15 protein-coding genes and 1 tRNA gene are annotated in these 14,415 nt (G+C 67.5%); 3 read left to right on the top strand and 13 right to left on the bottom strand.

All coding sequences use genetic code 11. From position 1 onward, the window contains the following. Positions 1–63: 63 nt before the first annotated feature. Both ABVF28_RS10335 and greA read left to right on the top strand, forming a co-directional pair. Complete coding sequence (locus ABVF28_RS10335; RefSeq protein ID WP_179556447.1) at positions 64–519, top strand: DUF4307 domain-containing protein; 456 nt, start codon at positions 64–66, stop codon at positions 517–519. Between the two features lie 67 nt (positions 520–586). Then, positions 587–1,072: a transcription elongation factor GreA gene (gene greA / locus ABVF28_RS10340; protein ID WP_104253676.1), complete on the top strand. Its 486-nt coding sequence runs from the start codon at positions 587–589 to the stop codon at positions 1,070–1,072. A 91-nt stretch (positions 1,073–1,163) separates the two neighbouring features. Here the strand turns inward: greA and ilvA are convergent, their stop codons facing one another. From ilvA to ABVF28_RS10370, 6 genes are all read right to left on the bottom strand, one after another. After that, positions 1,164–2,411 (bottom strand): threonine ammonia-lyase, encoded by a 1,248-nt coding sequence (gene ilvA / locus ABVF28_RS10345; protein ID WP_179556446.1) that lies wholly within the window; start codon positions 2,409–2,411, stop codon positions 1,164–1,166. Continuing rightward, positions 2,408–3,640: an AI-2E family transporter gene (locus ABVF28_RS10350; protein ID WP_179556445.1), complete on the bottom strand. Its 1,233-nt coding sequence runs from the start codon at positions 3,638–3,640 to the stop codon at positions 2,408–2,410. The genes ilvA and ABVF28_RS10350 overlap by 4 nt, the downstream gene beginning before the upstream one ends. 40 nt (positions 3,641–3,680) lie before the next feature. Next, a complete protein-coding gene (locus tag ABVF28_RS10355; protein ID WP_104312344.1) occupies positions 3,681–4,250 on the bottom strand; it encodes a LemA family protein in 570 nt (189 codons plus the stop codon). A 39-nt stretch (positions 4,251–4,289) separates the two neighbouring features. Continuing rightward, positions 4,290–5,282: a lipoyl synthase gene (gene lipA, locus ABVF28_RS10360; protein ID WP_371030396.1), complete on the bottom strand. Its 993-nt coding sequence runs from the start codon at positions 5,280–5,282 to the stop codon at positions 4,290–4,292. After that, complete coding sequence (gene lipB, locus ABVF28_RS10365) at positions 5,279–5,926, bottom strand: lipoyl(octanoyl) transferase LipB (RefSeq protein WP_371030397.1); 648 nt, start codon at positions 5,924–5,926, stop codon at positions 5,279–5,281. The genes lipA and lipB overlap by 4 nt, the downstream gene beginning before the upstream one ends. 98 nt (positions 5,927–6,024) lie before the next feature. Beyond that, positions 6,025–6,393 (bottom strand): hypothetical protein, encoded by a 369-nt coding sequence (locus tag ABVF28_RS10370; RefSeq protein ID WP_104312347.1) that lies wholly within the window; start codon positions 6,391–6,393, stop codon positions 6,025–6,027. A 501-nt stretch (positions 6,394–6,894) separates the two neighbouring features. On the opposite strand from ABVF28_RS10370, the gene ABVF28_RS10375 reads away from it, so the two are divergent. Continuing rightward, positions 6,895–8,373 (top strand): ATP-binding cassette domain-containing protein, encoded by a 1,479-nt coding sequence (locus tag ABVF28_RS10375; protein ID WP_371030398.1) that lies wholly within the window; start codon positions 6,895–6,897, stop codon positions 8,371–8,373. Here ABVF28_RS10375 and ABVF28_RS10380 read toward each other — a convergent pair. The 7 genes from ABVF28_RS10380 to ABVF28_RS10410 all read right to left on the bottom strand — a co-directional run bounded on the left by ABVF28_RS10380 (position 8,370) and on the right by ABVF28_RS10410 (position 14,409). Then, complete coding sequence (locus ABVF28_RS10380) at positions 8,370–9,188, bottom strand: shikimate 5-dehydrogenase (RefSeq protein ID WP_371030399.1); 819 nt, start codon at positions 9,186–9,188, stop codon at positions 8,370–8,372. The two genes, ABVF28_RS10375 and ABVF28_RS10380, sit on opposite strands and share 4 nt — an antisense overlap. Before the next feature lie 70 nt (positions 9,189–9,258). Further along, positions 9,259–9,333 (bottom strand) — tRNA-Leu (locus ABVF28_RS10385). A 52-nt stretch (positions 9,334–9,385) separates the two neighbouring features. Next, on the bottom strand, positions 9,386–10,912 hold the full coding sequence (locus tag ABVF28_RS10390; RefSeq protein ID WP_104312350.1) for an FAD-dependent oxidoreductase: 1,527 nt from the start codon (positions 10,910–10,912) through the stop codon (positions 9,386–9,388). Between the two features lie 51 nt (positions 10,913–10,963). Then, on the bottom strand, positions 10,964–11,494 hold the full coding sequence (locus ABVF28_RS10395; RefSeq protein WP_371030400.1) for a DUF501 domain-containing protein: 531 nt from the start codon (positions 11,492–11,494) through the stop codon (positions 10,964–10,966). A gap of 70 nt (positions 11,495–11,564) precedes the next feature. After that, a complete protein-coding gene (locus ABVF28_RS10400; protein WP_371030401.1) occupies positions 11,565–12,245 on the bottom strand; it encodes a septum formation initiator family protein in 681 nt (226 codons plus the stop codon). A gap of 99 nt (positions 12,246–12,344) precedes the next feature. Then, complete coding sequence (eno, locus tag ABVF28_RS10405; RefSeq protein WP_104253687.1) at positions 12,345–13,625, bottom strand: phosphopyruvate hydratase; 1,281 nt, start codon at positions 13,623–13,625, stop codon at positions 12,345–12,347. A gap of 103 nt (positions 13,626–13,728) precedes the next feature. After that, a complete protein-coding gene (locus ABVF28_RS10410) occupies positions 13,729–14,409 on the bottom strand; it encodes a hypothetical protein (protein WP_371030402.1) in 681 nt (226 codons plus the stop codon). Positions 14,410–14,415 lie beyond the last annotated feature (6 nt).

The raw sequence follows: 14,415 nt of genomic DNA on the forward strand, positions 1-14,415 counted from the left end.
AGCCTATCTCGCGCGGCCGCCAGTTTCTGGCCGTGCACGCCCTCCCGCCGAGAGGAACCCCCAGTGTCAGCTGAACGCGAAACCGTCGCCGCGGCCACCCCCGCAGCCGACCTCGCATCCCGCGCTGATCTCGTCGATCGATATGGCGCGCGCGCCCCCCGCTCCGAGAAGAAGCCGGAACGCTGGATCTGGATGGTGGTCGGCATCTTCGTCATCGCGGTCGTCGCATTCTGGGCGACGACGACCGTCGGCCCGGTCTCCTCCTCGGCGATCCGCGCCGACACCGTCCGGTTCTCCATCCTGGACGACGCGAACGTGAGCTTCGACTACCGCATCACGGCCCCGGCAGGCACCGAGGTGACCTGCGCCATCGAGATCCGCGACGAGCAGCAGGCAGTCGTCGGCTGGGACGTCGTGGACGTCCCACCCACCGACGAGGCGTCCCAAGTGCTGAATGTCCAGGTCCGGACGACGAAGGCCGGCACGACGGCTTTGGTGAAGGAATGCTGGTTGCCGTAGAATGGTGACTGAGGCCCTGACTCGCGTCAGGGCTTTGGTCGTATCCGGCTGCACAAGGAGTTCCAGCATGGCTAACCCATCGGTGACCTGGCTCACCCAGGAGACGTATGACCGGCTCAAGGCGGAGCTCGACGAGCTCGCCGTGAACGGTCGTGAAGAGATCGCCAAGCGCATCGAAGAGGCGCGCGAAGACGGCGACCTCAAGGAGAACGCCGGCTACCACGCGGCGAAGGACGAGCAGGGCAAGATCGAGGCCCGCATCAACCAGCTCGAGACGATGCTGAAGAACTCCGAGGTCCGCGAAGCGCCGGAAGCATCCGGCATCGTCGAGACCGGAACGGTCGTGACGGCCAAGATCGGCGGCAAGGAGCAGAAGTTCCTCCTCGGCAGCCGCGAGATGGCCTCGCAGACGCAGCTGCGCGTGTACTCGGGTGAGAGCCCGCTCGGGGCTTCCATCCTGGGCCTCGCAGTCGGCGCATCCACCAGCTACGAGGCGCCGAACGGCAACTCCATCGACGTCGAGATCGTCGAGGTCGAGACCTTCCACCCGTAGGCGCCAGCCGCAGCGCGCACGCGGTGCAGCAGAAGAGGACCTCCCGTGGGAGGTCCTCTTCTGTGTCAGGGCTGCGCGCCGGATGCTCGGGTCACGGCATCGGAGCCGCGTCCCGGCTCGTGCGCGGCTGGTAGCCGAGCGCGCGAAGCGCATCCATCACCTGATGGGAGTGCTCGGTGCCGCGCGTCTCGACGGAGACCTCGAGCTCGACGTGGCTCACCTGCAGGCCCTTGTTGTGGCGTGTGTGCAGGACTTCGACCACGTTCGCGTTGACCTCGCTGATGGTCTTCGCGATGAGCGCGAGCTGACCCGGAACGTCCTGCAGCTCGATGACGAGCTTCAGGTAGCGATCGGATGCGGCGAGGCCGCGGCTCAGCACCTTCTCGAGCATGAGCGGGTCGATGTTGCCGCCCGAGAGGATCGCGACGGTCGTGCCCGCGTCCTTGATCTTGCCGGCGAGGATCGCCGCGACGGCAGTCGCCCCGGCTGGCTCGGCGACGAGCTTGGCGCGCTCGACGAGCAGCAGGATCGCCCGCGAGATGTCGTCCTCGGAGACCGTGACCACCTCATCCACGAGGTTGCGGACGACCTCGAACGTGATGTCCCCTGGCACGTCGACGGCGATGCCGTCGGCGATCGTCGGTCGCGCCTGGATCTTCACCGGGTAGCCCGCCTCGAGTGAGACCGGGAAGGGCGCGGAGTTCGCGGCCTGCACGCCGATGATGCGGATCGGCCGACCACGCTGCTCGCCGAGGAGCGACGCCGCGACGCTGACGCCCGAGATGAGGCCGCCCCCGCCGATGGGCACGATGATCGTGTCGACGTCGGGTGCCTGCTCGAGGATGTCGAGCGCGAGCGTGGCCTGCCCCGTGATGATGTCGGCGTGGTCGTACGGGTGGATGAACTCCGCTCCCGTGTCGACCGCGAACTGCTTCGCAGCGACCAGAGCGTCGGCGACGTTGACACCGGTCAGGACCACGTCGGCGCCGTATCCGCGCGTGGCCTGCAGCTTGGGGAGGGGCACGCCTACTGGCATGAAGATGGTCGCCTTGATGCCGAGCTCTCGCGCAGCGAACGCGACGCCCTGCGCATGGTTTCCTGCCGAGGCCGCCACGACTCCGCGAGACCGCTGCTCCTCGCTCAGCTGCGAGAGGCGGTACGTGGCGCCGCGGATCTTGTACGACCCGGTGCGCTGCATGTTCTCGCACTTGAGCAGCACAGGCGAGCCGAGCTTCTCCGACAGGAAGCGTGCCGAGTCGATGGGCGTCTGCGAGATGACCTGCCGCACGATTTCGCGTGCCGCGACGATCTGGTCCAGCGTGATGATGGGAGCGGTCATACCGTGCTTGCCTTCTGTTCGCGCTGCGACTTCTCGCGCTGCGGTGTTGGGGGCTTGGTGAGCTTGGTCGGGTCGGGTTCGTCTCGCCAGGAGCCCCGCGAGATGTACTGGACCATGACCTTGCCCGCGGCGACGAGCGGGACCGCGAAGACGGCACCGGCGATGCCGCCGAAGATGGTTCCGGCGCTCACCGACAGCAGCACGGCGAGCGGATGCAGCTTGACGGCGCTGCCCATGATCAGCGGCTGCAGGATGTGCGACTCGATCTGCATGACGGCGACGACGACGATCAGCATGATGAGGGCGTTGAGGAAGCCGTTGTACGCCAGGGCGACCGCGACGGCGATCGTGCCCGCCGAGATCGCTCCGATGTAGGGCACGAACGAGGCGAGGAACACGATGACGCCGATCGGCAGCGCGAACGGCACCTGGAGGATGACGGCGCCCAGGTAGATGCCGACAGCATCGATGAGGGCGACCAGCACCTGCACGCGCACGTAGTGGCCCACGGAGATCCACCCACGCTGCCCCGCTCCGTCGATGGCGGCGCGCGCCTTCTTCGGGAAGATCGACACGATGAAGAGCCAGATGCTGCGACCGTCGAGCAGGTAGAAGATCAGCGCGAACGCGGTGACGAGCGTCCCCGCGAGGAAGGCGGCGACGTTCGACCCGACCGAGACCGCTTGCGACGCGATGGAGTTGACGTTCGACTGCACCCAGCCGACGATCTCGCTCAGCCCCGCATCGACCTGTTCCTCGGTGACGTGCAGCGGGGAGTCCCTGAGGAACTGCAGGGCCAGCTGGTATTGCGCCTCGAGCTTTCCGAGGTCGAGGTTGAACCCCTGCGCGAACTGGCTGATGACCAGCGTGATGAGGGTGCCGATGGCGACCAGCAGCACGATGAGCGACAGGATGAGCGCGGCCCAGCGCGGCAGCCCGCTCCCCACCAGCCACTTCATGAGTGGGGCCAGCAGCGATGCGAGCAGCGCGGCCACGAGCAGGGGGATGACGAGCAGCGACGCCTGGGTCACGAGCCAGCCGAGCGGGATGAGTGCGAGCAGGATGGCCACGCTGCGCCAGGCCCAGGCGGCGCCGATGCGAAGACCGCGTGGGACGAGTTCGTCTTCGCTCTCGTTGCGCAGCGCTGGCGAGGGGTTCTGCGCCAGTGTGGAGCCGGTTCTCGCCGAGGCCGCCGTGGCGGTCGTCTCGTCGAGGTCTCGTTCGGTCATAGGCTCAATACTAGGAGCGCCCGCGGGCGCGTCGGTGCCACTAGAACTGCACCCGAGGGGGCTGCGAGATGGCGGCACGGTCGGCCACCTCGAAGAACGAGCGCTGCTCGTAATGGAGCGGGCCGGCGACGAGATTGTTGGGGAACACCTTGACCTTGGTGTTGTACTCGCGAACGCCTCCGTTGTAGAAGCGACGCGATGCCTGAATGCGGTTCTCCACGTCGACGAGGTCGGACTGCAGCTGCAGGAACTCCCGACTCGCCTGCAGCTGTGGGTAGGCCTCTGCGGCGGCGAAGAGACCGCGGAGCGCGCCCTGCACCCCGTTCTCTGCGGCGCTCACTTCTTCAGGGGTCTGCGCCTGCGAGCTGACCTGACGCGCCTCGGCGAACGCGGCGAAGGCCTTGTCCTCGTGCGTCGCGAACGTCCGCACGCTGCTCTCGAGCTGCGGCAGGAGCTCCTCGCGGGCAACGAGCTGCGCGGTGATGTCAGTCCAGGCTGCATCCACGCGCGTCTGCAGCCGCTTCAACGCGCGGCTCGTGGCGACCGCGTACACGGCGATGGCAATGACGATGAGGAGCACGGCTCCGACGGCGATCCAGACTTCGAGCATGCCGGAATGGTATCCCGCATCGACTGCGAGGCGGCGGGGTCAGCTCACCGCCTGAGCGAATTCACTGGACGCCGACTCCGCGAGGTGCCGCAGGTGCTCGGGGATGGGCATCCCCCGGCGCCGAGCAGCCTGCGCCCACAGGCGCCCCGCACGGTACGAGGACCGCACGAGCGGGCCGGCCAGGACGCCGAGGAAGCCGATCTCCTCGGCGACCGATTTCAGCTCGACGAACTCCTGCGGCTTCACCCACCGGGCCACCGGCAGGTGTCGTGGGCTGGGGCGCAGGTACTGCGTGAGCGTGATGATGTCGCAGCCGGCTTCGCGGAGGTCGGCGAGCGCCTGCTCGATCTCATGGCGCTCCTCCCCCATGCCGAGGATCAGATTGGACTTCGTGACGAGGCCCGCGTTCCTCGCCTGGGTGATGACGCCGAGCGACCGCTCATAGCGGAACGCGGGGCGGATGCGCTTGAAGATCCGCGGCACGGTCTCGACGTTGTGTGCGAACACCTCCGGCCGCGACGAGAAGACCTCCGCGAGCAGCTCCGGGTTTCCGGAGAAGTCCGTCGCGAGGATCTCGACGCCTGTTGCCGGGTTGTCGGCGTGGATGCGCCGCACGGTCTCCGCATGAAGCCATGCACCTTCGTCAGGCAGGTCATCTCGCGCGACGCCCGTCACCGTCGCGTAGCGAAGCCCCATCGCGGTCACCGATTCAGCGACCCTCCGCGGCTCGTCGGTGTCGTACTCAGCTGGCTTGCCCGTGTCGATCTGGCAGAAGTCGCACCGGCGCGTGCACTGCGATCCCCCGATGAGGAACGTGGCTTCTCTGTCTTCCCAGCACTCGTAGATGTTGGGGCAGCCTGCCTCCTGGCAGACCGTGTGCAGGCCGCCCTCCTTCACAAGCTCGGAGACCCTCGTGAACTCGGGCCCCATCCTGGCTCTCGTCTTGATCCACTCCGGCTTGCGCTCGATCGGCGTCGCCGCGTTGCGCGCCTCGACACGGAGCAGCTTCCGCCCCTCGGGCTTGATCGTCATGCCGCGACCTCGTTTCGGATGACGAGGTGCTCGGTGAGCAGCTCGGCGACTCGTGGGGCGATCTCAGCCGGCGTGACCACCCGTCCGAGCTCCACGCTCAGGGAGGTGACGCCTGCGTCGCTGATCCCGCACGGCACGATGCGCTGGAACGGCTCGAGCTCGTTCGAGCAGTTCAGGGCGAAGCCGTGCATGGTGCACGCCTCGACCACGCGGACGCCGATCGAGGCGATCTTCCGAGGTGCATCCTCAGGTCCCACCCAAACTCCCGACCGTCCGGCCACTTGGCGGCCGACGACGCCGAGTTCGCCGATCAGCTCGATGAGCGCCACCTCGAGCCGACGGACGTGCGCCACGACATCGATCGGCTCCGGAAGCCGCACGATCGGATACCCGACGAGCTGGCCCGGCCCGTGCCAGGTCAGACGGCCGCCCCTGTCTGCATCAACGACCGGTGTCCCGTCCACGGGACGCTCACTGGCCCGTGTCAGCCGCCCGGCGGTGTAGACGCTCGGGTGCTCGAGCAGGACGACCGTGTCAGCGCGCGAACCGGCGACCCGCTCGGCGTGCAGCGCGCGCTGCATCCCGAACGCCTCGGCGTACTCGACGGCCTCTGGCCCGAATCCCGGTGTCAGCACATGCATCATGGCACCAGTGTCGCATATTGTGGACGCAGTACAAGAACGTTGCTCGGCGCAAAGAGGGGCGACCATTGGTCACCCCTCCGCGCGCCCGTCGCCGGCCGTCACACCGCGATCTGCGACGAGACCGCTTTCAGCTTGTGCCGCGCCAGCGCCAGGTTCGCGCTCGTACGGCTCAGCACGAGGTAGATGAACAGGCCGTTCGACCCCTGCGTGTTGAGCACGTTGATCAGGTGGTACTGCGAGCTCAGCGTGATCAGGATGTCGTCGATCTCGTCGGTGACGCCGAGCTCGCTCATCGTCGCGAGCTTCGCCCGCACGACGTTGGAGTTGCCGGCGGCCGCGATGCCGAGGTCGAAGGACGGATTGCCGCCCTGCGCGAGCGCCATGCCGCTGGCATAGTCGACGATCGCAGCGCCGGTGGCGCCCTCGATGCTGAGCAGCTGCCTGATGGCTTCGTCGAGTGAACTCATGTGGTGTTTCCCCTTTGCGTTTCGAGTCGCCGACTCCACACCTTCAGGAACGGCAGGCGAAAGATCGTCCTGCGTTATCGTCCATTCCGAAGCAGTTTCGTCGTCCGACTCCCCCTTGCCGACCAGATTCCCCAACGCATCCGAGCCATCGTTCATGCGTCCCGGAGAATGCTCCGCAGCAGTCGCAGCTCCAGACCCGGCCGTGACATCCGCGGCAGCCAGGCCCAGGAAGCGCCGCCACCATGGCAGTGAATCGGGTGTCCGCACGTCAAACCTCAGCCGCATCGAAGATCCAGTCGGTGTTGGCTGCCGACGGCAGCCGACATGACCATAACGTACACCTGGACCCCAGAAACACGCGGCAGAGGTCAGCGATCGTATAGATTTGGCTCGTCCGAGTTCGCAGTTCGCTGCGGAGGGGGCGGACGAACGGCGCGTTGTCGATCCCAGAATCACGCGTCGCAGAGCTATCGAGGGGGAACGATGGACACTCTTGTGCATATGACTGATGCGACCGCTTCGTACGGCAACCGGCACGTACTTCGAGACATCGACCTCACCCTGTACCGAGGTCAGATCGTCGGCCTGATCGGGGTCAACGGGGCCGGGAAGAGCACGCTCGTCAACACGCTCGTCGGACGACACCAGCTCGATTCCGGAACCATGATTCTCGGCGACGAGCCGTACGCGCCGGAGTCGCTCGACGAAGCGCAGGCATGCGGAGTCGGCGTCATCACGCAGAACGCGGAACCGCCGACCGGCTTGACGGTTGCGCAGGCGCTCTTCCGGAACACCTACCGGGCGGGCGAAGCGCACGAGGAGGTCCTCGAACGCGCGACCGAGCTGCTCGACCAGACCGGTGCCGAGCTGGACCTCTGCGCCATGGTCAGCGAGCTCGATCGTGGTCGACGCGCGCTCGTCGAGGTCGTGCGCATGCTCGCCGAGGAGGCACAGCTCGTGGTGATCGACGAGGTGGCCGTCACGCTCGCAGATCACGAGATCGCGCTGCTCCACCGGGTCCTGCGCCAGCTTGCCGGGCAAGGACGCGGCATCCTCTACATCACGCACCGGATGGACGAGGTGCAGTCCATCGTCGACCGTGTTCTCGTGCTCCGCGAGGGCAGGATCGCCATCGACACCCCCATCGCGGGACTCAGCTCGGAAGAGCTCACGATCATGCTCCTGGGCGAGCTGCCGGAATCCGATGCGACGCTCGCGGTCGCCGCCGATGACGCTCATCGCGCGGCACTCGCTGCCTTCGGCGTCGGAGACGGCCAGCTTCTGCACGGCGTCGATCTGCATGTCCGCCAAGGCGAGGTCGTCGGCATCACCGGCACACACGACTCGGGCGTCCGCCAGCTCATCGAGATCCTCGGCGGCGCCCAGCACCCCGGGCAAGGTCACGTGGAGCTGTTCGGCGAGCCGGTCGATCTGACGGAGTCAGGGGCCGCGGAAGCGCACGGAGTGAGCTTCCTCCCGGACGCCGTTCCCTCGTTCGACTCGGACCGGAGCCTCAGCCAGGGCGTCGACCCGGCCGACAGCTCGCTCAGCGCCGAGATCACGCGGGCTCGGAAGATGATCGACCTGGTGCACCGTCTGCGCATCAATACGACGAACATCCACGCCGCGCTCGATGAGCTCTCCGGCGGCGATCAGCAGAAAGCCGAGTTCATCCGCGCCGTGGAACGCGGCGGCAGCGTCCTGGTGCTGGCGCACCCGACGCAGGGCGTCGACGTCGGTGCCAGACGGTCCGTGTTCGCGTTCCTCCACAGCCTCGCCGAGACCGGCACCGCGGTGGTGTTCCTCGGCACCGACATGACGGAGCTCCTGCAGTGGAGCCACCGGGTCGTGGTCCTCGCCAACGGACGCACTGCGCTCGAAGGCCGCTCCGAGCTGCTCGACGAGGACATGATCGTGCACGCGATGCTCGGTGCCCAGCGGCCTGAGCGCGTCGGACGCCGAGCAGCGATCACCGCCTAGATGGCCTGCCGCGAGAATGCGGCGGCACGCTCCACCTGATCGGCGGTGATCGTGGTCCCCGTGTACTTCTCGAACTGCCGCGCGGCCTGCAGGGCAGCCACGGCCGCGCCCGTGATCACGGGGACTCCACGAGCACGTGCGAGGCGGATGAGCGGGGTCTCCGCGGGGAACGCGACGACATCGAAGACGAGCTCGGCTGCGGCAACGTGCTCCTCGCTGAATGACAGCGCCCCCTCGTCGGCACCCGTCATGCCGAGCGGGGTGACGTTGACGAGGGCGAACGGGCCAGGCGACGGGTCGGCGGCCTGCCACCGGAAGCCGTACTTCTCGGCGAGCGCGGAGCCTGTCGTCTCGTTGCGCGCGACGACCGTGACATCCGCGAAGCCCGCATCCCGGAACGCGGCCACGACGGCCTTCGCCATGCCGCCCGCCCCGCGCACGACGACGGGCAGCGACGGGCGGATGTCGTGCTCCGCGATGAGAGCGGCGATCGCTTCGTAGTCGGTGTTGGAGGCGACGAGCTTTCCTCCGTCGTTCACGATCGTGTTGACCGACTCGATCGCGAGCGCTGACGCGTCCAGCTCGTCCACGAGCGGGATGACGGCTTCCTTGAACGGCATCGACACCGAGCAGCCGCGGATACCGAGTGCACGAACTCCGCGAACGGCACCCTCGATGTCCTCCGTGGTGAAGGCCTTGTAGATGAAGTTCAGGCCGAGCTCGTCATAGAGAAAATTGTGGAAGCGCGTCCCGAGATTCGACGGCCGGGCGGCGAGCGAGATGCAGAGGGTCATGTCCTTGTTCAGAATCGGCATGACGCCAGTATGGCGCGCAACAAGCCCGCCTTGCCACGCGGACCTCGAATCACGCAGAGAACCAGCGGAGTGCCCCACCAGGGACTCGAACCCTGACCTGGAAAGATTTTAAGTCTTCTGCCTCTGCCAATTGGGCTAGTGGGGCGTACACGTCGGGGCCGCCGCATCCGGAGATGAGGCGGCCCCGACGAGCGTCGCTACTTGCTGTCGCCAGCGGGAGCCTTCGCCGAGCGGGCGGCGGGCTTGGGGGCGGCCGAACCTGCCTCAGCCGTGACCTTCTCGGCAGCGTTCTTGCCGCTCGTGTCAGCAGCCGGCTTGTCCGACGGCGCCGCGGGCTTGCCGCCGCCGTGCTCGCTCGACGCGGGGAGCTTCTCAGGCGCGTCCTTCTTCGCCTCGGCGACGGCCGGGCGGGGACGCGAAGCGAACCGCTCGAAGCCGGCGCGAGGCGTCTCGCGGGCGCTGAGCGAAACGAAGTCGCGGCCGAGCACGAAGTTGTTGATCCAGCCCGTGAGGACGCGGATCTTGCGCTCGACGGTCGGGATCGCGAGGTCGTGGTAGCCGCGGTGCGCGAGCCAGGCGAGCACGCCGGTCAGGGCGAAGGTGCCCGACTGGAAGGCGCCGACGCCGATACCGAGGCCGGCAACCGCGCCCATGTTCTCGTGGTAGTAGTCCTTCGGCGTTCCGCCGCGAAGCGTTGCGACGAGGTTCGAGGCCATGAGCTTGCCCTGGCGAACCGCGTGCTGCGCGTTCGGCACGCAGAAGCCGCCGACTCCGCCACCGGAGAGGTCCGGGACAGCGGACACGTCGCCGGCCGCCCAGGCGTCCTGCACGATGCCGTTGTCGCCCTCGACCCGGAGGTCGGCGCGGGCGCGGAGGCGTCCACGCTCGTCGACGGGGAGGTCGCTGTTGCTCTTGATGATCGGAGCAGCCATGACGCCAGCCGTCCAGACGATGACGTCCGTGGGGAACTTGTCGCCGGCCGACGTCTCGACGACACCGTCGACAGCAGAGGTGACCTGCGTGTTGAGGTGCACGGTCGCGCCGCGCTCGGCGAGGTTCTTGATGACCCAGAGAGCCGTGTCCTCGGAGACCTCGGGCATGATGCGCCCGGCGGCTTCGATGAGGTGGAAGTGCACGTCGTCGAACTGCAGCGACGGGTAGTCCTCGAGCAGCGCGGTCGCGAGCGAGCGCATCTCAGCGAACGACTCGATGCCGGCGAAGCCGCCGCCGACGACCACGAAGGTCAGGAGGCGCGTGCGCTCCGGGCCGGGGGCCATCGTCGACGCCTTGTTGAAATTGTCGATCATCGTGTCGCGGATCCACGTGGCCTCTTCGACCGTCTTCACGCCGATGGCGTTGTCGGCGATGCCCGGGATCGGGAACGTGCGCGACACAGCACCCGCGGTGACCACGATGATGTCGTAGTTGACCGTGTAGGGCTCACCGATCTCAGGCGTGATGGTCGCCGTCTTCGTGGCGTGGTCGATGTTCGTGACCTCAGCCGTGATGACACGCGAGCGCTTGAGGTGACGTCGCAGCGAGACGACCGCGTGACGCGGCTCGATGTTTCCGCTGATGACCTCGGGAAGGAACGGCTGGTACGTCATGTACGGCAGTGGGTCGACAACCGTGACCTGGGCTTCGCCCGGGTTCAGCTGCTTCTCGAGCTGCCATGCCGTGTAGAAGCCGGCGTAACCTCCGCCAACGATGAGAATCTTAGTCACGTACTTGTACTCCCTGCATGCGATGGTTGGGCGAGGAAAACCTTGTCAAGTCTACTCCTGCACATCACCGGTGAGTGCATCACCGGGGTTGGCGCACACGCAGCGCTGCGGTGACCACGTTGACAGCTCGAGGGCCCAGTCGCCGACCGGGTTCACACCGGGCCCCGCGACCAGCGAATGGGCGGCGAGCGCGTGCAGGCACTTGACGCGTGTCGGCATGCCCCCCGCGGTGACGCCCGAGATCTCCTCGACGACCTCGAGGGATTCGCGCTCCGCCAGGTAGCGCTCGTGCGCGGCGAGGTAGGCGGCCCGGAACTCGTCGTCCTCGCTGAGGCGCTGCTGCATCTCTGGCATGATCTGGTCTGCCTCGATCTGCGACATGGCGATGGTCGCGGCCGGGTGGGAGAGGTAGTAGAGCGTGGGGAACGGCGTGCCGTCGGAAAGGCGCGGGCGGGTGACGACGACGGTCGGGTTGCCGCACGCGCAGCGCGCGCCGATGCCGACGACCCCCCGCATGGGGCGGCCGAGCTGCTCGCGCATGACGTCGAGATCGCGTTCGGTGGCTTCTGAGTACTCGAGCATTGGTCGCTTTCGGCTGTGCGGGCGGATGCGCGTTCACGCGCATCCACTGATCGTGGTGGTGCGTCTGCTGCTAGTCGGTCGGAGTCGGCGCCGGGGCCGTGCCCGCGGTCACGAGCGACTCGGCGAAGCTGTCGAGCCAGCTTGACTGCGTCTCGTGGAGGTCGGTGCTGATGTTGCTATGCTGCTGCTTGGTGGTCGCCGGCGGGTCGAGCACGAGGTAGCTCGTGTCCCCCGGCATGACGAAGAGGAGTCGACCGCGTGCCTGCGACTGGATGTACGCGGGGTCGCTCCACCTGTCGCGTTCAGTGGCGATCTCGTCCACGCTCTGCTGCGTCTGGGTGAGCTCGGCCTGCAGCTGCGCCACGTACTGCCGCTGCGCGATGTAGCGCTGGGCCGTGGGCGCGAGCACGGCGATGCCGAGGATCACCACGAGGGCGACGAGCACGGTCGCGCCGTTCGGGCGCACGGTCGGGATGCGGCTGCGCGAGCCGGAAGCGCCCTGCCCGGATGTGCGGGGCGACGTCGACGTGGACTTGGCGCGGGGCTTGGACTTCGGCTTCGCGCTCGACTTGGCCTTCGCGCTCGACTTGGCCTTCGCGTTCGATTTCGGTGGCGCGGCAGTTGCTGGCCGCGTCTTCGACGTCGTGTTCGGAGTGGACTTCGAGCCAGCTCGCGAACCCGCGCTGGTGCTCGAATCGCCCGCTGCGCCCGTCTTCCTGCCTGCGCCGGACTTGCCTGTCGAGTTGGGCATGCTCATCCCCCTCTCCGTGTCGACTCTCCATCATGCCGAACGGGCCGGGGACTTGCCCCGACCCGTTCGTGTGTCGCGCTGATCAGCGCGGCGCAGTGCCTACGCCTTGTGGCGAGGGAAGGCGCTGCGTCCCGCGTAGACGGCGGCGTCGCCGAGCTCTTCCTCGATGCGGAGGAGCTCGTTGTACTTCGCGACGCGGTCGGTGCGGGCGGGCGCACCCGTCTTGATCTGCCCGGAGTTCGTGGCGACTGCGAGGTGCGCGATCGTCGCGTCCTCGGTCTCGCCCGAACGGTGCGAGAGGATCGCCGTGTAGCCGGCGCGCTGCGCGAGCGAGACAGCGTCGAGCGTCTCCGTGAGCGTGCCGATCTGGTTGACCTTCACGAGGAGCGAGTTGGCCGCGCCCTCGGTGATGCCGCGCTGGAGGCGCTCCGGGTTGGTGACGAACAGGTCGTCGCCGACGATCTGCACCTTGTCGCCGATGGCGGCGGTGAGGGCCTGGTAGCCCGACCAGTCGTCCTCGTCCAGCGGGTCCTCGATCGTGACGATCGGGTAGTCGGCGACGAGCTTCTCGTAGAAGGACGTCATCTCCTCGGCCGAGACCTCAGCACCCTCGAAGTGGTACTTGCCGTCCTTGAAGAACTCGCTCGAGGCGACGTCCATGCCGAGCACGATGTCGGTGCCGAGCTCGTACTTCGTCGCGCCGATGGCCTCGACGATGAGGTCGAGAGCCGCACGCGTGTTGGGCAGGTCGGGGGCGAAGCCGCCCTCGTCGCCGAGGCCCGTCGCGTAGCCCTTGGAGTGCAGCGTCTTCTTGAGCTGGTGGTACACCTCGGTGCCCCAGCGAAGCGCCTCGCTGAAGGTCTCTGCACCGATGGGGAGGATCATGAACTCCTGCACGTCGATGCCGTTGTCAGCGTGCGCGCCGCCGTTGATGATGTTCATCATCGGCACGGGCAGCACGTGGGCGTTCGGGCCGCCGACGTAGCGGAAGAGCGGGAGGCCAGCCGAGTCGGCTGCAGCCTTGGCGACCGCGAGGCTCACGCCGAGGATGGCGTTCGCGCCGAGGCGCTTCTTGTTCGGGGTGCCGTCGAGCTCCTTGAGCTCCTCGTCGACGAGGCGCTGGTCGCTGGCGTCGAAGAACTCGATGGCGGGGTCGATCTCGTCGATGACTGCCTCGACGGCCTTCTGGACGCCCTTGCCGAGGTAGCGGTCGGCGTCGCCGTCGCGCAGCTCGAAGGCTTCGAAGGCACCGGTGGATGCACCGGACGGCACGGCCGCGCGGCCGGTCGATCCGTCATCGAGCAGAACCTCGACCTCGACGGTTGGGTTGCCTCGGGAATCGAGGATCTCGCGGGCGTGGACGACGTCAATAAGGGCCACAGGATGCTCCTTGCGAATCAGTAGCGTACGGACCGCCAGAGACGCGGTCCTTCGTCAGTGTATCGGGGTCGGTGGAGCGTGAGGAAGGAGGGGCTTGACGAACTCACGGGGTGGGCGACGGCAACCCGGCAGTCTCCCCCGCCATCAGCTCCGCCATGCTCGGGACCCGCCACACCACCGGGTCCTCCGCGTACTCGGCAGCTGCGCCCGCCGGATCCCACTGCAATTGCTCGAGCGCCCTGCCGGGAGGTACGAGATAGAGAGCGCAGCGGAGCTGCTGCGAGTCGGCTTCGTCCTGCTTGGGGACGCCCAGGGCTTCTTCGCAGACGACTGCGTCAGGCGCTTCGTCGACGGTCGCGCGCGGCGCCACCGAACCGTCGTCGAGGATGCCGACCAGATCCGGTGGAAGCGCCGACGTCCCATCTTGCGCGTCACCCTGCAATCCGACTTCGACGTTCACCGATTCCGGGTGCGTCCACTCGTCGCCGATCTCCGCGAGGCCCGCGTTCTCCGGACCACCGATCGACAGCACCGAGAAGGTGACGGCGACCTCGCGACCGTCCTCGAGCGGGAGCAGCGCGGTCTCCTGATACTCGAACCGACTACCCGGCTCGGCAACGGACTCCGGGATCACGACCTCGTGATACGCGAACGGCTCGTCCCACTCGCCCAGCAGTGAGCATCCGCTGAGCGAGGCCGTTGAGACCGCGGCAACGCAGGCAGCCGCCAGCCACCGCGTGCGATTTCCGCCGGCCGCTGTCCCGTACCTGTTCGTCGTCCCCAAGACGCC

It is taken from the genome of Pseudoclavibacter sp. JSM 162008 (assembly GCF_041366455.1).
In the GTDB taxonomy this organism is placed as follows: domain Bacteria; phylum Actinomycetota; class Actinomycetes; order Actinomycetales; family Microbacteriaceae; genus Pseudoclavibacter.